Source organism: Terriglobales bacterium, from assembly GCA_035487355.1.
Lineage (GTDB): Bacteria > Acidobacteriota > Terriglobia > Terriglobales > Acidobacteriaceae > QIAW01.
Genome location: DATHMF010000006.1, coordinates 180,534 through 200,410, shown reverse-complemented (window position 1 = coordinate 200,410; position 19,877 = coordinate 180,534). Strand labels below are relative to the sequence as shown.

Genomic DNA, 19,877 nt, shown 5'->3' with positions numbered 1-19,877 from the left:
ATATAATCATGGGCTTGCAATCCAACCCCAGTTCAATCAGCAGCGCAGCCAGTTCTGTCCAGGCATCAACGGAAGCGGCCGCCACCCCGCGAACTTGGAGTCATTGCCGCTGGACGATTTGCGCGCTGCTGTTCTTTGCCACTTCGATCAACTATCTCGACCGGCAAGTTCTGAGTATGCTTGCCAAGACGCTGGAGACCAGCATCGGCTGGACCAGCATCCAGTATGGCTACATTACCGGCGTCTTCCAGGCGACTTATGCCATTGGCCTGCTCGGTGCAGGCTACGTCATGGATAGGTTCGGGACGCGAAAAGGGTACTCTGTTGCGGTCACGCTTTGGAGTCTGGCCGGTGTCGCAACCGCCGCGGCGCATTCCGCGCTTACCTTCGGCATCGCAAGGGCATTTCTTGGATTGGGTGAATCGGCGAACTTCCCGGCTTGCATCAAGACCGTCGCAGAGTGGTTCCCGAAAAAGGAACGGGCTCTGGCTACCGGTGTTTTCAATGCCGGCACCAACATCGGTGCCGTGGTCGCGCCCCTCACCGTGCCCTGGCTCGCCTTGACCTACGGCTGGCAGGCGGCATTCATTGCCACGGGTGCGTTGGGATTTGTCTGGCTGGTTTTCTGGCTGCTGTTGTATCACAAGCCGGAAGAGCATCCGCGCATCTCGAAAGCGGAACTGGAATATATTCAAAGTGACCCGCCCGATCGCATCGAGACTGTCAGATGGGGCCGGCTTTTGCCGCACAAAGAGACTTGGGCTTTTACCATCGGCAAGTTCCTCACCGACCCGGTCTGGTGGTTCTACCTGTTTTGGTTCCCCAAATACATGCAAGAAAGTTTTGGCCTGAACCTCAAGCAGATCATTCTTCCTACGATCGTTGTCTACAATGCCGCCACCGTCGGTAGCCTCGTGGGCGGCTGGCTCCCCTTGCACCTGATTAAACGCGGATGGAGCATCAACGCCGCTCGCAAAACTGCCATGCTGATATTCGCTTTGTGCGTTGTGCCTGTCATCTACGCACCCTTTTCGAAGAACCTCTGGCTCGTGGTTGCGCTCATCAGCCTGGCAACTTCATCGCACCAGGGATGGTCGGCGAATCTGTTCACCACTGCATCAGACATGTTCCCCCGCAAGGCTATTGGCAGCATAGTCGGCATCGGTGCTACAGGTGGTGCCATTGGCGGTGTATTGATACAGGTGATAACCGGCTACGTCGTGCAGTTGACCCACAGCTACCTGCCGATCTTTATTTTTGGCGGATCGGCATACGTGTTAGCGCTGTTGATTGTTCAGCGGCTAGCGCCGAAGCTGAACCCCGTGGAACTGGACTATTCTCGGTAGTAGGGACTGAATCATGACCAAAGAGCAAGTTAAACAACGGGTGATTGAAGTTGGAATTGTGCCGGTAATACGGGCGTCATCCGTGCGCAAGGCCATCACCGCCAGTGAAGCTGTGTATGCCGGGGGCATTTCGATTTTAGAAGTCACCATGACAGTCCCCGGGGCCTTCGAAGCAATCACCGAATTAAATAAGACCTTGGGTCGTGAAGTTATGATCGGCGCCGGTACAGTTCTGGATGCTTACACCGCCAACCGTTGCCTGGAGGCGGGCGCAACCTTTCTGGTGACGCCCGGTTTCAAGCAGGAGACGGTTAAGTTTGCCAACGATCACGGGATACTCATTCTGGCTGGGGCTCTTACCCCCACCGAAGTGATTACCGCATGGGAAGCCGGCGCTGATTTCATAAAGGTTTTTCCCTGTAGCGCAATGGGCGGGGCCAGCTACATCAAGGCGCTCAAAGCGCCCTTGCCGCAGATTCCTCTGGTTCCAACCGGTGGCGTGAACCTCCATACGGCTGCGGATTTCATCCGTAGCGGTTCGGCCGCGCTCGGCATCGGAGGAGAGTTGGTTTTGGCCTCGGCCCTGAAATCAGGAAATATGGCAGAGATCACCGAGTTGGCAAAAAAATATGTCGCGATCGTGCAGCAGGCACGCCAGGCTGAGCCCGCCGCTATCGCAGGAAAGTAATTTGAGGTCCAATCATGGAACCTACCGTGAAGCATGAATTTCCCGATGTTGTGGTTGTGGCCGCTGCCAAGGCCAGGCAGAGCACGCCTGAACCCGGGCTTACCCGCGTAGTCGGCTCCTATAACGACAAGTTATTTCTGGCAGAGCACCGCATGGAAAAAGGCTGGGTCGGAGTGCGGCATAGTCACCCTCACGACCAGCTCGTCTATGTGGTGGCTGGCCATTTGAAGGTCACCTGTGGTGACCAGACCTTCGAAGTGCGTGGCGGCGACAGCTTCGTCGTCCGTGGAGGTATTGAACATCAGGCTGCTGCTATTGAGAAATCGCATGTCATTGACGTGTTTACCCCCTGCCGCCAAGACTATGTCTAGAGCATATTTGGCTCTGTTGACATTCTTCTTGGAGACGACGATTTTCCCCTCGTGCGACAACACAGCCCCGAAGGGGCGGCATTGAGTAACCCAGGGCGTGAGCCCTGGGTGTTGGTAAAAAATGACCGCAGCCCCGCTAGGGGCGACATATCACTTGAATGACGCTATTGAGATTGTAGGAGTGAATGAATGGGCAACATGAAATGGTTTCTTGCCTCTCTGCTGCTGGTTGGGAGTGCGCTCGCCGAGCCGCATTTGTCGAGCATCAAGGTTGCAGTCACCAATCCAACCGATCTGGACCGTCCTGCCGAGAACATTGTTCTATCACTGCCGGAACTCCGCAAGATTGCTCCCGACCTGCACGCCGGTACGTTGATTGTTACCGCCAGCGATGCAGCCACGTTGCCGGAAGACGCCGCCGCCTTGCAAACCACCGAGCTGCCTTCGCAGGTGGATGACCTCGATGGCGACAACAAAGCCGACGAACTGGCTTTCCAGATTGATCTCAAGCCGCACCAGACCCGAATTGTTTCCATCACATACGGCGACGCTGACAGGATCTTCCGGCTTCGTGACGACTATCCCAAGCACACAGATGCCTTGTTCGCCACCAAGATCCAGGGGCCTGGCTGGGAGTCAGAACTCAATGCATGGCGCATCTACTTTGATCCGCGCAATGCCATTGATCTGTACGGCAAGCGCCGTCTCACGCTGCAACTCGAAAGATTCGCCACGCCGGAGTATCCCTACCATGATGAATCACCCGATGGGCGCGATATCTATGACATCGGTAATGCGCTCGGCATTGGCTCAGTCGGTGCCTGGGTAGACGGCAAACTCGTCAAGGTTGCCGATGTTGATAAGCGTAGCTGGCGCGTGATTTCCGCTGGCCCGGTTCGGGCGATTGTTGAGTTGACCTACGAAGGTTGGAAGGTCGGGGGAAAATCGGTCACGCTGCATTCGCGTTTCACACAGTGGGCAGGGGACCGCGGTTTTATTCATACCATCACCGCTACAGGCGCCGACGACCTGGTTTTTGCTACCGGTGTGCCGCTTAAGCAGAGTGCGCCCGCAGTCCACTCTGACAAGGGTGCAAGTCCCACATGGCTCGCAACTTGGGGTACACAAGTGGTTGCGCCCGGAGCGAAGGCCACCGAAGAATTAAAGGATACGAACCTCGGCCTGGTTATCGTGGTTGCTCCAACCGTCTCGGCGACACCGAACGAAGATAGCAGCAACCATCTGCTGACCTTCACGCTGCAAGGTGGCGCCGCCAGTTGGTACGCGGCTGCAGCCTGGGACCAGGAGGCCAGCAACAACCGGGTTGGCGCCGGCAATCAGAAGGAAATGCGTCAAGACGCCTCCCGCATCCTGCCCAGCACAGCTCTTACCAGCCAACAGCAATTCCTGGATTTCGTGAAGGAAAGAGCGTCACGCATGAGCGCACCTGCAGTCGTGAAGATCCTTTCTACCAAAGCGGGAATACAGGCCGCCCCGGCAGACACGCTCTCTCCTGCCGCCTCCAAGACCTACAAGCAAGCCATCGAGTTGATACGCGAAGCCGTTGACCGTACGGCAACGAAATGGGAGCCGGTCATCTCCGCCGCAGACCCCAAAGACTTTGACCACAGCAACGGAATTGGTTTTTTCACAGACGGTGACAACCAGACCGGCGAATGGGAAAAACGCAAAGGCTTTTTCTGGACGGGAGGGTTTTGGACCGGGGAACTCTGGAAGCTCAACGCCTATACAAAGGACGACAAATATCGTCATTGGGCCGAGCTTTGGACCTCGCGTCTGATGGGGAAAGAGTCGAAAGTAAATCACGATGCGGGTTTTTTGTATCTGTACTCCTCTGTGTTTGCTTACGAGCAAACCCATGACCCCAAGTACCGCGAAAGTGCTTTGCGTGCGGCGGACCGGCTCGCGGAACACTTTAATCCCACCACGCAATTGATTGCAGCCTGGCAGCCCGGCGGAGACGACACCATCATTGACACTATGATGAACCTCCAGCTTCTCTGGTGGGCAAGCCGCGAGACCGGTGATCCCAAATGGCGCGACATTGGGTTGAAACATGCTGTGCGTGCATCGGAGTGGCTGGTTCGTCCCGATGGCGCGGTGATTCAGTCGGTGCATTACAACCCGGGCGACAGTCCGCAGCAGCTTGTGTTGCGCGGCGGATCTCCCGATATGCAAATGGATATTCCCAATCATGTGCCACCAGGTGAGCCGCTGTTCTTTCATACCCACCAGGGATTCGCCGCCGACACGACCTGGGCCCGCGGCGCCTCCTGGGCGCTGTATGGTTTCACGGTTGCCTACCGGGAAACTCACGATCCACGAATGCTCGCGACCGCTGAGAAGGTTGCGGCGCATGTCTTGAAAGATCTTCCCGAAGACGGCGTGACTTGGTACGACATGAATGACGAAGGGATTCGGTTCAGAAACCGCGATAGCTCCGCCGCAGCCATCATCGCCGACGGCCTGCTGCAACTTTCCACACTCACCCAGGATAAGCAGCGCGCAATTCAATACAGAAAAGAGAGCGAGCGCATCACGCAATCACTCATTGATCGCTACCTCACTCCGGTCGGGAAAGATGATCATACGCCCCCAGGCGTACTGCGCCACGGCAGCAGCACGCGTCCTGCCGATGGCGCGCTGGTCTATGGAGATTATTATTTGCTGGAAACGTTGCTGGCCCTGGAAGCGCCGAACACCGCTAACAGTTCAGGACAATGACGTGGCGTGCTTACTGATTTACCCCACTGGCGAGGAAGCCGCCATCCACCACGAGCACCTGTCCGGTAACGAAGCTGGCCGCTTCAGACGCAAGAAAAACCGCTGCGCCGATCAGCTCTTCCGCCTGGCCAAAACGTTTCATAGGAGTGCGCAGCAGCAGTTCCTGGCCGCGCGGAGTCCCATCCAGCAGCCCCGAATTCAGCGCCGTGCGAAAGATCCCCGGGGCAATGGCATTGACGCAGACCCCATGCTGCGCCAATTCAGTGGCAAGCGATCGGGTCAAAGACACCACTGCCGCCTTGCTGGCCCCATACGCGGCAACCTCGTAGAGGGCCACGAATGATGTCAAAGAAGCGATATTGATGATGCGGCCATACTTGCGTTCCACCATATGCGGGCCAAAGACCTGGCAGGCACGCAATGTGCCGTTGAGGTTTGTCTCCAGGATCTCATTCCACTCGTTCTCCGGTACTTGCAATGTGGGAGTGCGCTTGGTGCGTCCGGCGCAGTTCACCAGGATATGGACGCCCCCAAATTCAGCCAAAGTGGCATCCAACAGCGCCTGCAGGCTGCTTCGGTCGTTTACATCCGTAGGCATAGCGAGAGAGCGTTTGCCGGCTTCGCGGACCGCTTCCGCCGCCGATTTTACGAGGTCAGCGCGCCGGCCCGTGGGCACGACATTGGCCCCGGCTTGCGCCAGTCCTTTGGCGAGTGTCAGGCCGATTCCTGAGGTTCCGCCAATGATGACGGCAGTTTTTTCTGAAAGATCAAGGGAAGTATTCATGTATGGGGTTTTCCTGGGTTTATGATTGACTGTAATTTAGAACGAAATCGAAATCACTATATTAAACATGAAGATCGCAGATGCAAAAGTAATTGTTTGTAGTCCTGGCCGGAATTTTGTCACCGTCAAGATCATAACCGAAGACGGTATTTACGGATTGGGCGATGCCACGCTCAATGGCCGCGAACTCTCCGTAGCCAGCTATCTTACCGACCACCTCCTGCCGCTGTTGATAGGCCGCGATGCCCGCAAGATTGAGGACATCTGGCACTACCTTTATAAAGGTGCGTATTGGCGGCGCGGTCCGGTGACCATGACTGCCATCGCCGCCGTGGATACCGCACTCTGGGACATTAAAGGCAAGAGCCTCAATACCCCCGTGTATCAGCTCCTGGGGGGCGCCTCGCGCGACTCCGTTCTGGTCTATGGCCACGCCAGCGGACAGACCGAAGATGACACTGTAAAAGCCGTCGGTCATTATATGAAGCTCGGGTATAAGGCTATCCGCGCACAGTCAGGGATCCCTGGCTTGAAGAGCACCTACGGCATCGGCCGCGGGGATATGTACTACGAGCCCGCCGAGAAAAACGCTCCGCCGGAGAATCTCTGGTCCACCGAGCTGTACATGAATTTCATCCCGCGGCTTTTCGAGCGCCTGCGCAAGGAATATGGTGAGGAAGTCCACCTGTTGCATGATGCTCATCACCGCCTGACCCCGATTGAAGCAGCGCGGGTCGGCAAAAGTCTTGAACTCAGCCATTTATTTTGGCTGGAAGATCCCACACCGGCTGAGTTGCAGGAAGGTTTCCGTCTGATTCGCCGGCACACCACAACTCCCATTGCCGTTGGTGAGATTTTCAACACGATCTACGATTGCCAGCAGCTTATTCAAGAGCAGTTGATTGATTACATTCGTACCAGTGTCGTCCATGCCGGCGGTATCACGCACCTGAAGAGGATTGCGCACCTTGCCGAGCTGTACCATGTGCGCACCGGTTCCCATGGAGCCACGGATCTCAGCCCGGTGTGCATGGCAGCCGCGCTGCATTTCGATTTGAGCGTGCACAATTTCGGCATCCAGGAATATATGCCGCACACACCGGAGACATACAAAGTATTTCCCCACGCATACTCCTTCGAGAACGGGTTTATGCACCCGGGAGATAAACCCGGATTGGGCGTAGATATTGACGAAGCCCTGGCCGCCAAGTATCCCTACGAACGCGCTTACCTGCCGGTGAATCGCAAACTGGATGGAACCATGCACAATTGGTAGTTCGTAAAGATAAGTAAAGATTTAGAAAGATCCGGAAAAAACCGCAATCGCGAAATTAAAATGTTCATTTCTTTATTCAAATCCGTGCTTTGGGACGAAATGAGAGTTTATGAGTCGAATACTTAAAATTGCTTTTTCGCTATTGCTCGGCTCCACATTTTTAGTTGCCGGCGAGCTTCCGCGCGTGTTCCTGCTCGACGCAAAAATATTAGCAGCCCAGAAACATTCCAGCACGGGTCCTAAGGATCCTCTGGTGATCGCTGCACGCGATGCCGCCGACAAGGCGATGACAGAAGGTCCTTTTTCGGTCACGCAGAAAGATATCACTCCACCCAGTGGCGACAAGCACGACTACATGAGTCTGGCGCCATATTTTTGGCCTGATTCCAAGAACCCCAGCGGACCGTATATTCGCCACGATGGCGAGAAAAATCCCGAAATCAACAAGCTCCCTGATCATGGCAACATGGGCCGGCTAGGCAGAGATGCGCGCACGCTGGCATTGGCTTTTTATCTCACCGGGAACGAAACCTACGCGGCCCGTGCCGCCCTGCTGCTACGCACCTGGTTTCTTGAGCCGGCGACGCGCATGAATCCGAACCTGGAATTTGCCCAGGGAATTCCCGGCGTCAACAATGGAAGGCCTACAGGAGTCCTGGAAAGCCAGGACCTCACGAACGTCGTGGACGCCATCGGCCTGTTGGCGGGCTCCAAGAACTGGAGCGCGAAAGACCAGAAGGGAATGGAAGAGTGGTTTCGCGCCTACGTCAAATGGCTGCAAGAGAGCCCGAACGGCATCGGCGAGGGCAAAGCAAAGAACAATCACGGCACTTACTATGACATCCAGCTTGCTGACTTTGCGCTCTTTCTGGGAAACCGTGAACTGGCCCGGAAGGTGATACGAGAGGCGGAGAGCAAGCGCATCGCTACGCAAATTGAGCCCGATGGCAGCCAGCCTCTCGAACTCGCCCGCACGCGGGCCTTCAGCTACAGCATTATGAATCTGCGCGGCCTGATGACGCTGGCTCAACTGGGGAAGCCGCTGGGCGTTGACCTGTGGTCATTCAAGACTTCTGATGGGCGCAGCATCCGCAAGGCGCTCGATTTTCTCGTGCCCTTCGCTGCTGGACAAAAAAAATGGGAGTATCAGCAAATCACCGGCTTCACCGCCGCAGAACTTAGTTCACCATTATTGAGAGCAGCGGCAAACTATCACGAACCTCGATACGAAGAGTTGGCCGACAAGCTCGAATCTTCCAATGATGGTGTTGATGTTCTGTTGTTGCACGCTGCGCTGAAAAATTGATTTGTTACAGAGACTGATCCAGGGGATACAGTTACTTCATGATTTTTCTTAAAAGCGCCAGACTCGTCTGCCTGCTTTGCATTCTCACAACTTCCTGCCTGTGGGCTCAGCAGCCGTCCTCTCCATCGAATTCAGACACGGTTTCAACCGATCAGCTTTCCAAAGAGATCACTGCCTTTCTGGGGCGAGAGATCGGCGCGCACGTTGCCGATATTCACTCTTTTAATCCTCCGCAGGAGCGCGTTGTCGGCGTGCCTACCACCGGCGATTTCGACTGGGGGACATTCACCCGCGCCGTCGCCTCCTATGCCGCTCTCTCAGGAGATAAGACAATTGCCGGGCGGGAGGTCACCTACCTCATCGGCCAGGGAGGCCTCATCGAAGCCAGGCAAGGCGGCAAGACCTTTGCGCAATTGGCTGGCGCACTCTCATTGCGAAGCTTCGGTACAGACCTGAAGAGCAACGCGCTCTGGCAGTCGTTCACGCCGGAAGAGCAGACACAATGGCGATCGCTGCTTGATCCGGAGCGCTTTTACGACAAGAAGACCGGGCATGTCATCAATCTTCCGGAGAACTACTTCGGCGTGGCTGCGCGCATCGTTTCCCTGGATTATCAGATGGGGATCATCACCGACCGCGCCTTTGCCGATGATGTGCTCGACCGCGCCGCCGACCAGTTTCTCAAAGGCAATCTTTATTCTGATGACAGCATTCCCACCGGCCGCTATGACCGCTATTCGAATGAATACGCGCGTTTCGTCTATGATGCGGCAGAAACCCTGGGGCGCGAGGATGTAATGAAAGCCATGGAGCCCACGCTCAAAGCGCAGATGCGCACATGGTGGGACCTGCTTTCGCCTGATGGCTATGGCTATCCCTGGGGACGCAGCCTGGGAGTCATCAGCTACATTGACACCACGGAGATCGTCGCCTTCCTGGCCAAGCATCCTCAATTTCGCCCCGCGCCTCTGCCGCAACTGGCCAGCGCATACTACGCGGCCTGGCGCTGGCTGGAAAATGATTTTCAACCCAATCGCCACCTGCTCAATGTATTTGCCTTTGGCCGGGGGAACTACAGCTACATCAGCCCAACGCGTGAGTGGCAGCAGACGACGGCCTTTTTTGGGAAAGTGGCAGGCGCGCAGGCATTGTTCATGCAAGCGATGAGCGATGAGCACATTACTTCATTTCCAGCGCACGTGACGCTGCCCGAAATGGCGCGCTTTGAATACTTCCGCAAAGGCGACCGTCCCTCGGGCGTATGGCTGGTGCGCCATGGCCAACTCCGCTTCGCGCTTCCCATCACCACCGGACCCGTGCCCGGAATTTCCGATTACCTGCCCGCTCCTTACAGTTTGCCAGGATACGCCCCTCCAGTGCAGCAACCAGTCCCGGCCATGACTCCCTATTTGGAACTGGAAGATGGCCGCGTCATCGTTGCCGGTGATGGCGCCGATGAGATTACTCCCTCCGCCGACGGACTTAGCCTGCGCGTAGTGTGGAAGCGATGGGCGGTGTTGGGCACCAAATCAGGAGAGATTGTAGACCCCGGCATCACAGCGCAGGTGGAGTGGAAGGTCGAAGGCAACTCTTTGCTCCGTACGGAGAAAGTTTCAGCCTCCAAGCCGACAACCATCCGGCGTTTCTGGGTGATTATTCCCACAACGGGAGACCGCGATGCCACCCGCTTCGAAGACGGACATCGCATTGACCGCTTTGACTCGCCGGAAGGCTCGCTCGAAGTTACAGTCAAGCATTCTGACTGGCCGATTCAAACCGAGCTTTGCGCGACAGGGAACAGTGCGTGGGGCAAAGGCAGCCGGGGTTACATCCCCTTCTACCTCAACCTGGAGGCCCGCAACAGCGTAATCACACCCGAAAAGCCCATGTCGTGGACGCTCGTGCTGAGAGCGCTGCCAGGCAGCAGTTCTCAGACGATGAAGTGATACTGCGTGGGCTGTGGATGTCAGCCTGGCGGGTACCCCACTTGCTAGCTAGTGGGGCCGCGCTTTCGAATCATGGTTTGACCCGCATGAATAGCGGGGAAGAGCGAGGTCAAGCGAGTCACTAGCTGCTAGTGTGGAACGGCCCAAGCCGGGAAGAACCAAACCCGGATCGTTTCATCTTTGCTCGCGGCCCAGATGCTCGCTAAACCGGATTAAAGTAGTCCCCACCCCCCATTACTCGAAGTAATGTCCGCAGCTCTAAATCATTGACATTCAATCTCTTACGGATGAGACGGAGTAATGGTTTCGAGTAGAGTTTGAAGTGTTAAACACCCGGTGTAGCTGAGCCGGTAATCTTAAGAGTCGTGAACGTGGACCGCAATCAGTAAGTTTTCAAAGAGCTTTTTGGGCAATGACCCCGCACCCTGGGGTGCTGGATACACCCGCGGCACGCCGGGGCAGGCTTCCAGGCCGATGATAGTCCACGATTTCTCGGCGACCAAGATTTTGATACCACAATGGGGCCATGTCATTTTAAAGCACCCAGCCGGAGGGTCACCGGCTGGGTGGTTGTGGGTTGGCGTTTACAGAACCAGGGTTGGACGGGAGCATCGCTTCCAAATTTGGCATGTCTACTGCTGTGCTTGCCAGCAGGTGGGCTTCCCCGTCTCGCCGCAGGTTGTATTGGTTACGACTGCGTCATGCAGGGTCGTCTTTGTGGCTGGCGGAAGGCTATTGAAGACGTTCTTGAGTTCGTTCGGGTCGTAGCCTGTGCTGCCGCTATCCAGGTTGTAATATCCGTATTCGCTCACGCCATTTTTGCCTGCGGTCACAGTGCCGGTCGTGGCGGTGCTTGCCGTAGGGGAGAATGAGCCATGGATGGTGAACTGGGTTGGGGTGGCCGCCGTCACCACCTGGTTATCGAGATTGAACTGCGGAATGCTGACACCGGCAATTGAAACCTGCGTGCCCACCACGATGAAGTTATTTTTCACCATGAAAGTGGCATCGGTGCTGGTGGAAGAAACGGATGTAATCCTGGTTTCATTGGAATACTCGACGTACATGTAGGTATCACTGCGAAGCGCCTCATAATTGGGCGGATTGGCATCACCGGATGACTTCTCATGCTTTTCGTTGTCAGGGTCGGAAGCATCATCGGGTGGCCCATGGTGCTCGATGAGCGCCATCTGACGCCATGCCGGGTTCTTACCGTGCAACAGCGGAACCAGGCTATGCCCATCGGGTTCCGTGGGCGCGGTGTTGCCGCCAAGCTCGGTGAAGGTCGGGGCCAGATCTACAGTCTGGGTGATTTCGCTGAGGGTCTGGTGAGAGACTCCAGGGCCGGTGACAACGAGCGGAACTCGGATGTCGAGGTCGAAGGGCGTCATTTTTCCAGGCAGAAATGAATAATCACCCATGTGATAGCCATTATCGGCGCTGAAGAAGATATAGGTATTCTTATCTTTGCCGAGCGCGCGCAAGGTCGCCCGGATGTCGCTGATCATCTTGTCAATGGACAAGGTGCATTGCGCGCGCAAGCGGAATTGGTCATCCATCGCATCCTTCTCGGGCTGGGCGAGCGGTGGGATATCCTTCATCCAATCCGGAGCCTGGGCATCGGGACGCGCGTCATAGGTGGGCGTGCGCGGGACTTGCAGGCCGGGAAACGCGGTTTCATCACGATAGGCAGGCCGGTAAGGCGCATGGGGCGCGAAGGTCGCAATCTCGATGAAGAAAGGCCCTTTGGCGCGTTTGATGAAGTCCTGAGCCAGTCCTGACAGGACGTCGGTCATGTAATTTTCCGGATCAATTCCGTAATGCTGAACGGAGCCGGCAGGATCTGGAATTGGAACCTGGAACAGGTCATACGTAAATTCGGGGTAACCGTTGCCGGCCACATACCATTCGTCCCATCCCCAGCCGTTTTTGAGAATGTTGGGCTTATTGTAGGGCTCGGTGTCCCAGGGAAGATAGCCATTGAGATACTTGCCGAGCATGGCGGTCGTGTATGCGGGTTTGGCCTGATGAAGGGCAAGGGCGAAGGTGTGTTTTTGGTCATCATTTTTCATGAATGCTCCAAATCCGCCATCCGTTTGGCCTTTCGCGGGCGCCCAAGTGTTGGTAAAGACACCAGTATTGTGGGGAAACTTGCCGGTGAAGATGGAGGAACGTGATGGGCAACAGAGCGAGTCGCTGACGAAGAAGTTAGAGAAGGTCGTGCCCTCGTTCATCATGTCCTGCAAACCGTGGTATTTGGATTGCGTCATTTCCTGCACGAGGTTCATTGAAAAGTCATCCGTGAGAATGAAAACAATGTTGGGCCTCGCGGGTGTCACCATAGGTCCCTGGGCGCGAGCATTCGTTCCCAGAGCGCACGCCATGCAGATGATGGTGATCAAGGTATAGTAGGTGCTGATGTTACCCCAGCGCGGTGTCTTCATAAAAGGTATCTCCTTTCGAGTTGAGCGATTATTGTCTTACTGCAGAGTCTTCTTCCCCTTTTTTAAAGCATCCAGCCGGAGGGTCGCCGGCTGGGTGGTTGTAGGTTGACGATTACAGAACCATGGTTGGACGGGTGTAAAAGTGATCGATCAGTTGGCAACAGGCTGTCCCTGCCTTTGCCTCCGATTTCTGCGTTGCGGTTGCGGAACATCGCTAGTACTGGGAGCGGAGCCTTCCTCAGCATCGTCGTCAGGGGCTACGCCCTGACCTGGCGCCATGGTGCAGAAAGGAGGAACCGGTGGCGCCTGAATCATGCGGAAGTCGCCCGCGCTCTGGTTGAAGAATTCGTCGAGGCCGTGGTGAGCGCGCGCATCGGCAAATCCCAAAGATCCCACGCCCAGGTTGAAATTTTCTTCGATGAAGCGCAGGATGCTGCCGAAGTCCCTCTCCGCATCACTCACCGTGCCCGGCTTGGTGTAAGCCGAGACCACCAGCAGCGGCACGCGGAAGCCGAGTTGGTAGTCGCCCTGAATTCCCGGCAGTACGGGCGGCTTCGCGTGGTCATACCAGCCTCCCCAGTCGTCCCAGGTGATCACGATGGCGGTGTCTTTCCAGTAATTGCATTTGCTCTGGCCTACTGCGTTGACGATGGAGGCGACCCATGCCGGTCCTCCGGCCCTGCTGACGGCGGCGTGATCGGAGCATTGCCCGTCAGGAATCACCCAGCTCACAGCAGCCAGCTTGCAGGAAGAATCATTAATATCTCCGACCACGTGGGTCAGGTTGAAATCCACATTGTTGTAATCCGGGCCTGTGCATTTGCCGGTGGTGTAGTCGGGCTGGCAGACTTCTTTAATCGAATGCGGAGCATTCCAGATTGATCCCTGCGAGGGCGCATAGTATTTCCAGCTCAGTTGGTGCTGATCGAGCAGCGTCGCCAGCGTGGGATGATCGAAGCACAGGTTGTGCTCGGTTCCCTGGGTAATCTTGCACTCCTTGCTGCCGTTGCTGTAGCAGGTGCAACCCGCCGGACATTGCTCTCCGCTGGGAAGAGGAGAAACCACCCTGTTCGATTCCTGCGGTGGCGAAAGGCAGCCAGGGTAGGCATGATGCGCAATCATGATGCCGCCCGGATTTTCTGCGATGAAAGCAGCCTTCTTATCGTCTGCGGCCGTCTGGGCCGAAGTTCCGCCGAAAAGATATTGGTGCGCAGGAAAGCTCGGTCCCTGGTTGGTTTGGAACATGCGGTTTGCCCAGCCGTATTCGGCGGCAATCTGCAGGTAAGGATCGAGCCGATGCTGAATGTTGGGTGTGAACTTGTAGGAGAGAAACTGCCCGGCGCCGTTGCCCGTGCAGTTCTTCGCCTTGTGGCAATTATCTTTGACGAAACCGGCGCCATCCATCTTGCCAGAGTCATACATGGTGAGGAAGGCGCAGTGGCTGTGGCTGGGGTCATATCCACCTGCGAGCGGCTGGGGCTCGAGGCAGCGATTCTCTTGTGTTCCGCCTGTGATGGAACAAGTTGCCGGGTCGTAGGTGCCACCGGCGATGCTGGGTGCCTGCGGATTCTTACAGGTGCCGGCGACCATCCCGCTGGGCTGGATGTCATACTTTTTCGGATCAATGCCGGGCCAGGTCAGCAATCCCTGGAAGAGATTGTCGGGCGTACGGTTTTCCTGGAAAACCACAATCACGTGCTTAAATTTTGGTGGGGCCTGGAGGCCTTGCGAGTAGGCAAGCACCGGTCCTAGCCCAAGGAACAGAAAAAGAGTCTGGGCGACGAGTTTCATGACATTTCTCCGTTTGATACTTTTCTCCGGGGAAAACGGCAAGCGCCGCGCTTGCTGCGACGCTTGCCTACCTACTCACTTAGCAAACTACTTGCGTTCTTCGTTGGCAGCTTCTGCCGCCTGCTTGAGCTCCTGGTTGGCCTGGTCGAGCAGATCTTTGGCTTTCTGGGCGTGGCCATCGAGATCGAACTCGTGAGCATCCTGGGCTGCCACGACCTTCTGGTAGGCTTGAGCAGAAAGCCGCTGGGCTGCGGCCAGGTTGGGATGGCGCTTGTGGCTGATGTCTCTTGGCGGTTTCTTTTGGGCAAATGCCATGCCGGTGCATAGCAGTGCCATCGCCAGCATAACTCGGAACAGATTACGTCGCATGATATTCATCTTCTTAGATTCTCCTTTTTAGCCTTACGACTTCACTGGGACCCTTCGACAAGGGCCAGAATTGTCATCGGGATACCAAGTTGGGTCTTTAACTGTTAAAGCGAAATTTTGAGCAGGATTGGCTCACGTATTCGCAAAAAATATTACCTACGCGGATGTATTTGCTACGTCAATAACATTGACTTCGGCTACGAGAGCAGATATCTTTCCGTCAAAGCACTCACTTCCCCGTATGTGCTTATGCCAGAACCTACATCCCAGTCTGTAAGCGAGCTGCTGGTCAAATGGCAGGCAGGCGATGAGGAGTCGTTGCGCCGGTTACTTCCGCTCGTCTATAAGGAATTGCGCCGCATGGCGCACTACCGCCTTCGCAATGAACGTCCCGACCACACCCTGCAGAGTACCGCCCTGGTGCATGAAGCTTATCTCCGTCTGATGAAGCAGCAGCCGATGCATTTTAAGAACCGTGAGCACTTTTTTGCAGTCTCTGCCCACCTGATGCGCCAAATTCTAGTGGATTACGCCCGCCAACGAAAAGCAGGAAAACGGTGCGACGGTCCTAAATTGAGCCTGGAAGAGGATGTTATCGCCACCAAAACCCGCAGCGTTGACCTGTTGGCCCTGGATGATGCCCTCAATGATTTGGCCAAGATTGACCCGCAACAAAGCCGAATTGTGGAGTTGCGTTTTTTTGCCGGTCTCTCGATCGAAGAAACTTCGCGTGTGCTCGGCATCTCGCCGGCAACCGTGAAAAGAGACTGGGCAACCGCCCGGATTTGGTTGCACCATGAAATAAGCGGCGCCGAGCACCATGACAAATGAACAATGGCAGCGAGCGAAGGAACTGCTCCATCAGGCACTGGAGCTGGCTCCGGAAGAACGCGCCGCTTTCCTCGACCGGGTGTGCTCTTCTGACCATTCTTTGCGCAAAGAAATTGAAGCATTCCTCGCTTCCAGCGACCAGCTTCAATCCAGCTTCCTGCAATCTTCAGCCTCGCAAGTGACGCTCCGGCCAGGAATGAAGCTGGGCGAATACGAAGTGCAAAAACTGGTGGGCTCAGGCGGCATGGGCGAGGTGTATTGTGCGCATGATTCGCGCTTGAATCGCGATGTTGCGATCAAGGTTTTACCGCCATTTCTCTCGAACGATCCCGACCGATTGCGGCGCTTCGAGCAGGAGGCCCGCGCCGCGGCCGCGCTGAACCATCCCAATATTCTGGTTGTGCATCAGATGGGGACTTATGAAAGCACGCCCTACATGGTGTGCGAGTTGCTGGAAGGCGATACCCTGCGGCGGCAGCTCGCCGCGGGGCCACTACAGCTTCGCAAGGTGGTTGATTACGGCGTGCAGGTCGCCCATGGTCTAGCCGCGGCGCACGAGAAAGGGATTGTTCATCGCGATCTGAAACCTGAGAATTTGTTTGTCACCACCGATGGCCGGGTCAAAATTTTAGATTTTGGTCTAGCCAAACTTATGCGGCCTCCGGAGGCTCCTGGCTGCAACCCGCCTGATGCGCTCGAAGCAACGCAACCCGGCATGGTGATGGGAACGTTCGGTTACATGTCACCGGAGCAGGTGCGGGGGCAGCCGGCTGATCATCGTGCAGATATTTTTGCCTTCGGGGCAATCCTATGGGAGATGCTGACGGGAAAACGCGCGTTCCAGAAAGCCACTTCGGTGGAAACGATGAGCGTAATTCTGAATGAAGATCCGCCGGAGGTTTCACAGATCACAACCGGAGTTCCCCCCGGGCTGCAGCGGGTTGTACATCGCTGTTTGGAGAAGAACCCAGCGCAACGTTTCCAGTCGGCCTCTGATCTCGCTTTTGCTCTGGAAGCTTCATCCGATTCGGGAGTTTCTTCAACCAGCGTGGCTAAACCGGCAAGAATCGGCGCCATCGCTGTTGCGGGCTTGGTGGTTGTGATCGCTGCGGTGGTTTTGGTGGCGTGGTTTTTCTGGCCACACCCGAGTGCTTCGCCGGTCCCTTCGGTTGCTCTGCAAGCCCAGACCGGCGATAAAGAAGGCGAAGGTGGGGAAGAGCATAAATCCAAGCTTGCGCGTCAGAAAAAAGCTGCCGACAATTTGAAGACGGCCGCGGTGGTCATTCCTCTTCCACCAAAAACGTCTGCGGCCAGTGAAGCCGCGGGCGTCGTGACGAACGCAGACAAAGTCAAAGTGAACCCGCTCGATGGCCTGAAATATGTATGGATACCGCCGGGAAAGTTCATGATGGGGTGCTCGCCCGATGACGTAGATTGCTATCCTGATGAGAAGCCGGCCCACGAAGTGACCATCACCAAAGGATTCTGGATTGGCCAGACAGAAGTCACGCAGGCAGCGTATGAGCATGTGGTAGGGCGCAACCCAAGCTCATTTCTTGGCGAAGACCTTCCGGTGGATTCGGTGAATTGGTTCCAGGCGCATGGTTATTGTTCGGCCATAGGCATGCGCCTTCCGACCGAGGCCGAATGGGAGTACGCAACGCGAGGAGGCAAGAGCAACAACTGGAGCCTCGGCGAGATTGCCTGGTGGTCTGGCAACAGCGCACAGCAAACCCATGCAGTGGCGCAGAAACAGCCCAACGGCTATGGGCTGTATGATTCGCTGGGCAACGTGGCGGAGTGGACGGCGGATTGGTACGAACCTTATACGGCGGACCCTGTGACGGATCCGCAAGGTCCCTCGGAGGGTGAATACCGCATTACGCGCGGCGGTTCCTGGCTCGGAGGCCTGAGAAACGCCCGCTGGTCGAGCCGCGTGACGCGCAAGCCAGGCGTCCGGGGCACTTATATCGGGATCCGGTGTGCGGGAGAGATGAAATAATTTTGCCCGGAAGACCCGGGCTGGGTCGGCCCGAGCATTCGTGGTTGCATGATGAATACAACATCACGATTGTTTCGATCTACTCGAATTAAGGTTCAGAAATCAGAATCGAAAAACCTCTTCATTGAATTTGGTCGGGGCACCGGGATTCGAACCCGAACCACGTGCTCCCAAGGCACGGATGCCAGCCCTTACACCATACCCCGATTGGCGGTCGGTCTCCGGATCGAACGGAGTTTTCTGGATTTTCAGTCCAGCACACTGACCCTCAGTGCTAACCGACCATGCATTGTTGCCTTTCAAAATCTGGTGGACACGGAGCGAATCGAACGCTCATCTCCTGGTTGCAGGCCAAGGATTCTCCCGTTGAACTACGCGCCCATTTTGGGGCGAGATGAGAGAATCGAACTCTCGTGATCGGAGCCACAATCCGATGCCTAAGCCATTCGGCCAATCCCGCCACATCTGGAGCTGCTGGAGCGAATCAAACGCTCGTCTATCGCTTACAAGGCGATGGCTCTGTCACTGAGCTACAGCAGCAAAATTGGAGCTGGCACGCAGCCTCGAACTGCGGTCTCGCGCCTACCATGCGCGGGCTCTTCCCGTTGAGCTATACCAGCGGAGCTGGTGCGGCGATTCGAACGCCGATCACGGACTTACGAGGCCCGCACTCTTCCCACTGAGCTACACCAGCCTTAAACCTTTGGAGCGGCTGACCGGTATCGATCCGGTGTCCTGACGTTGGCAACGTCAAATTCTTCCATTGAACTACAGCCGCTCAAAACTTTGGAGCGAGCAGTGGGAGTTGAACCCACGTCATCGGGTTGGAAGCCCGAGGCACCAGCCGCTATACCATGCTCGCGTTTCAAACTTTGGCAGGGGTGACAGGATTCGAACCTGCTTAAACTCGTTTTGGAGACGAGCGCCCTTCCCATCGGGTCATCACCCCTATATCTTGGCGGCGCCACGGAGAGTCGAACTCCGATTGTGAGCTTGACGGGCTCGTAGACTACCCTTGTCTGATAGCGCCATGGCTGCGGGAGCTGGAGTCGAACCAACATCAACTGGGTCAGAGCCAGTGGGCCTGCCATTTAGCCGATCCCGCAACAAAATCTTGGCTGCCGTACATTTTCATGAGGAGGGAACGTGCGGATGCGGTGTGTTTCTTTACCAGAGAAGTAACCGTAGCCTTCACCACTCCTCGAACTTTGGCTGCCGGGCAGCGAATCGAACGCTGATAGCGAGCTTCAAAGACTCGCGTCCTGCCATTGGACGACCCGGCAATTCTTAGCACGAGCCTCGTTCCAAGCCTCCTTTAGGCCTAAAAGACAGCTCAAGAACGCTTTCCCCATTGCAGGAACAGTTCCTCGGCAGCTTTTGCCTCCTCTTCAAACTTGAAGTGCATAGTAACCAATCTCGTAACCAAATAAACGGCGCTGGTAGTAGTACGAATCACTTCAATAATTTCCTCATCGAAATAAGCGAGCTTGAGGTCGTTCCCTTCAAAGCGTCTTCCGAGTTGGGAAATGCCTGAATGCGTGAAACTATGAAGAGCTTTCAGAGCCGCATCCAAGAGCTTTTGAAGCAACGTGCCATAACCAAAGGCTGCGTCAATCTGAGCACCGATTGTCTTGAAGTTAACGCTGTATTCGTCTTTTTTGATCCTTTGTACGTCTTCTTCGGAACCCATCAGCACAACATGCGAGCGAACCAGTGCTTCCAAAGTTGGGCGAACGAGTGCAAAGGCGCTGCCATAAAACTCGTTTGCTAAGAGAGACAAAATTCCTTTGTGGCAGTCGAAGATGAGAGACCAGTACCCGATGAGCAACATATTGCGGTCACCGGCAGGACACTCCTTTCTTGCAACAACAAGCTCTTCGAATTTTTCTCCAAATTCTGCCGCTCGTTCGATTTCTTCTTTAATGCTCATATTGGTTCCCCAAAATTTATGCCACATGCGTCTCAGCCAACGAACCAG

At 55.8% G+C, this 19,877-nt stretch carries 14 protein-coding genes and 12 tRNA genes; 9 read left to right on the top strand and 17 right to left on the bottom strand.

The annotated features are described in order from the left end of the window. The first annotated feature begins 8 nt into the window (after nucleotides 1-8). From VK738_01460 to VK738_01445, 4 genes are all read left to right on the top strand, one after another. A complete protein-coding gene (locus VK738_01460; GenBank protein HTD21289.1) occupies nucleotides 9-1,346 on the top strand; it encodes an MFS transporter in 1,338 nt (445 codons plus the stop codon). Between the two features lie 13 nt (nucleotides 1,347-1,359). Then, nucleotides 1,360-2,034 (top strand): bifunctional 4-hydroxy-2-oxoglutarate aldolase/2-dehydro-3-deoxy-phosphogluconate aldolase, encoded by a 675-nt coding sequence (eda, locus tag VK738_01455; protein HTD21288.1) that lies wholly within the window; start codon nucleotides 1,360-1,362, stop codon nucleotides 2,032-2,034. Nucleotides 2,035-2,048: 14 nt separating this feature from the next. Next, on the top strand, nucleotides 2,049-2,405 hold the full coding sequence (locus tag VK738_01450; GenBank protein ID HTD21287.1) for a cupin domain-containing protein: 357 nt from the start codon (nucleotides 2,049-2,051) through the stop codon (nucleotides 2,403-2,405). Between the two features lie 189 nt (nucleotides 2,406-2,594). Beyond that, the gene (locus VK738_01445; protein HTD21286.1) at nucleotides 2,595-5,150 is read left to right on the top strand and encodes a DUF4861 family protein; all 2,556 of its coding nucleotides are present in this window, start codon (nucleotides 2,595-2,597) and stop codon (nucleotides 5,148-5,150) included. 10 nt (nucleotides 5,151-5,160) lie between these two features. On the opposite strand, the gene VK738_01440 is transcribed toward VK738_01445, so the two are convergent. Further along, complete coding sequence (locus VK738_01440; protein ID HTD21285.1) at nucleotides 5,161-5,934, bottom strand: glucose 1-dehydrogenase; 774 nt, start codon at nucleotides 5,932-5,934, stop codon at nucleotides 5,161-5,163. Between the two features lie 67 nt (nucleotides 5,935-6,001). Between VK738_01440 and manD the strand changes: the two genes are divergently transcribed. The 3 genes from manD to VK738_01425 all read left to right on the top strand — a co-directional run bounded on the left by manD (nucleotide 6,002) and on the right by VK738_01425 (nucleotide 10,462). Then, nucleotides 6,002-7,210, top strand: a complete 1,209-nt coding sequence (manD, locus tag VK738_01435; protein HTD21284.1) for a D-mannonate dehydratase ManD — start codon at nucleotides 6,002-6,004, stop codon at nucleotides 7,208-7,210. A 109-nt stretch (nucleotides 7,211-7,319) separates the two neighbouring features. Next, nucleotides 7,320-8,516, top strand: coding sequence for an alginate lyase family protein (locus VK738_01430; GenBank protein HTD21283.1), 1,197 nt, complete (start codon nucleotides 7,320-7,322; stop codon nucleotides 8,514-8,516). A gap of 38 nt (nucleotides 8,517-8,554) precedes the next feature. Beyond that, the gene (locus VK738_01425; GenBank protein ID HTD21282.1) at nucleotides 8,555-10,462 is read left to right on the top strand and encodes a hypothetical protein; all 1,908 of its coding nucleotides are present in this window, start codon (nucleotides 8,555-8,557) and stop codon (nucleotides 10,460-10,462) included. Between the two features lie 632 nt (nucleotides 10,463-11,094). Here VK738_01425 and VK738_01420 read toward each other — a convergent pair. The 3 genes from VK738_01420 to VK738_01410 all read right to left on the bottom strand — a co-directional run bounded on the left by VK738_01420 (nucleotide 11,095) and on the right by VK738_01410 (nucleotide 15,066). Beyond that, on the bottom strand, nucleotides 11,095-12,906 hold the full coding sequence (locus tag VK738_01420; protein HTD21281.1) for a sulfatase: 1,812 nt from the start codon (nucleotides 12,904-12,906) through the stop codon (nucleotides 11,095-11,097). Nucleotides 12,907-13,056: 150 nt separating this feature from the next. Then, entirely contained in the window at nucleotides 13,057-14,697 is a 1,641-nt protein-coding gene (locus tag VK738_01415; protein HTD21280.1) for an alkaline phosphatase family protein, read from the bottom strand. Nucleotides 14,698-14,784: 87 nt separating this feature from the next. Continuing rightward, a complete protein-coding gene (locus VK738_01410) occupies nucleotides 14,785-15,066 on the bottom strand; it encodes a hypothetical protein (GenBank protein ID HTD21279.1) in 282 nt (93 codons plus the stop codon). A gap of 249 nt (nucleotides 15,067-15,315) precedes the next feature. Between VK738_01410 and VK738_01405 the strand changes: the two genes are divergently transcribed. After that, entirely contained in the window at nucleotides 15,316-15,897 is a 582-nt protein-coding gene (locus VK738_01405; protein ID HTD21278.1) for a sigma-70 family RNA polymerase sigma factor, read from the top strand. Then, nucleotides 15,887-17,899 carry a bifunctional serine/threonine-protein kinase/formylglycine-generating enzyme family protein gene (locus VK738_01400; GenBank protein HTD21277.1) on the top strand — a complete coding sequence of 671 codons (2,013 nt, stop codon included), beginning with the start codon at nucleotides 15,887-15,889 and terminating at the stop codon, nucleotides 17,897-17,899. The genes VK738_01405 and VK738_01400 overlap by 11 nt, the downstream gene beginning before the upstream one ends. A gap of 131 nt (nucleotides 17,900-18,030) precedes the next feature. Here the strand turns inward: VK738_01400 and VK738_01395 are convergent. The 13 genes from VK738_01395 to VK738_01335 all read right to left on the bottom strand — a co-directional run bounded on the left by VK738_01395 (nucleotide 18,031) and on the right by VK738_01335 (nucleotide 19,829). Then, a tRNA-Pro gene (locus tag VK738_01395) sits at nucleotides 18,031-18,105 on the bottom strand. Between the two features lie 101 nt (nucleotides 18,106-18,206). Further along, nucleotides 18,207-18,280 (bottom strand) — tRNA-Ala (locus VK738_01390). Between the two features lie 4 nt (nucleotides 18,281-18,284). Beyond that, nucleotides 18,285-18,359: transfer RNA gene (locus VK738_01385), tRNA-His, on the bottom strand. Nucleotides 18,360-18,365: 6 nt separating this feature from the next. Further along, nucleotides 18,366-18,439, bottom strand: a tRNA-Thr gene (locus VK738_01380). 5 nt (nucleotides 18,440-18,444) lie between these two features. Next, nucleotides 18,445-18,519, bottom strand: a tRNA-Thr gene (locus VK738_01375). A 2-nt stretch (nucleotides 18,520-18,521) separates the two neighbouring features. Then, nucleotides 18,522-18,593 (bottom strand) — tRNA-Thr (locus VK738_01370). 10 nt (nucleotides 18,594-18,603) lie between these two features. Next, a tRNA-Gly gene (locus VK738_01365) sits at nucleotides 18,604-18,677 on the bottom strand. 9 nt (nucleotides 18,678-18,686) lie between these two features. After that, a tRNA-Gly gene (locus VK738_01360) sits at nucleotides 18,687-18,761 on the bottom strand. Nucleotides 18,762-18,772: 11 nt separating this feature from the next. After that, nucleotides 18,773-18,849 (bottom strand) — tRNA-Trp (locus tag VK738_01355). Nucleotides 18,850-18,855: 6 nt separating this feature from the next. Further along, nucleotides 18,856-18,929 (bottom strand) — tRNA-Asp (locus VK738_01350). Between the two features lies 1 nt (nucleotide 18,930). Beyond that, nucleotides 18,931-19,005, bottom strand: a tRNA-Gln gene (locus tag VK738_01345). A 103-nt stretch (nucleotides 19,006-19,108) separates the two neighbouring features. Then, a tRNA-Gln gene (locus VK738_01340) sits at nucleotides 19,109-19,182 on the bottom strand. Between the two features lie 50 nt (nucleotides 19,183-19,232). After that, entirely contained in the window at nucleotides 19,233-19,829 is a 597-nt protein-coding gene (locus tag VK738_01335; protein HTD21276.1) for a hypothetical protein, read from the bottom strand. Between the last annotated feature and the right edge of the window lie 48 nt (nucleotides 19,830-19,877).

Bases quoted from the DNA above. Each gene is read 5' to 3' on its own strand.
- VK738_01460 (HTD21289.1), top strand. From the start codon at position 9: ATGGGCTTGCAATCCAACCCCAGTTCAATCAGCAGCGCAGCCAGTTCT.
- eda (HTD21288.1), top strand. From the start codon at position 1,360: ATGACCAAAGAGCAAGTTAAACAACGGGTGATTGAAGTTGGAATTGTG.
- VK738_01450 (HTD21287.1), top strand. From the start codon at position 2,049: ATGGAACCTACCGTGAAGCATGAATTTCCCGATGTTGTGGTTGTGGCC.
- VK738_01445 (HTD21286.1), top strand. From the start codon at position 2,595: ATGGGCAACATGAAATGGTTTCTTGCCTCTCTGCTGCTGGTTGGGAGT.
- VK738_01440 (HTD21285.1), bottom strand. From the start codon at position 5,934: ATGAATACTTCCCTTGATCTTTCAGAAAAAACTGCCGTCATCATTGGC.
- manD (HTD21284.1), top strand. From the start codon at position 6,002: ATGAAGATCGCAGATGCAAAAGTAATTGTTTGTAGTCCTGGCCGGAAT.
- VK738_01430 (HTD21283.1), top strand. From the start codon at position 7,320: ATGAGTCGAATACTTAAAATTGCTTTTTCGCTATTGCTCGGCTCCACA.
- VK738_01425 (HTD21282.1), top strand. From the start codon at position 8,555: ATGATTTTTCTTAAAAGCGCCAGACTCGTCTGCCTGCTTTGCATTCTC.
- VK738_01420 (HTD21281.1), bottom strand. From the start codon at position 12,906: ATGAAGACACCGCGCTGGGGTAACATCAGCACCTACTATACCTTGATC.
- VK738_01415 (HTD21280.1), bottom strand. From the start codon at position 14,697: ATGAAACTCGTCGCCCAGACTCTTTTTCTGTTCCTTGGGCTAGGACCG.
- VK738_01410 (HTD21279.1), bottom strand. From the start codon at position 15,066: ATGCGACGTAATCTGTTCCGAGTTATGCTGGCGATGGCACTGCTATGC.
- VK738_01405 (HTD21278.1), top strand. From the start codon at position 15,316: ATGCCAGAACCTACATCCCAGTCTGTAAGCGAGCTGCTGGTCAAATGG.
- VK738_01400 (HTD21277.1), top strand. From the start codon at position 15,887: ATGACAAATGAACAATGGCAGCGAGCGAAGGAACTGCTCCATCAGGCA.
- VK738_01335 (HTD21276.1), bottom strand. From the start codon at position 19,829: ATGAGCATTAAAGAAGAAATCGAACGAGCGGCAGAATTTGGAGAAAAA.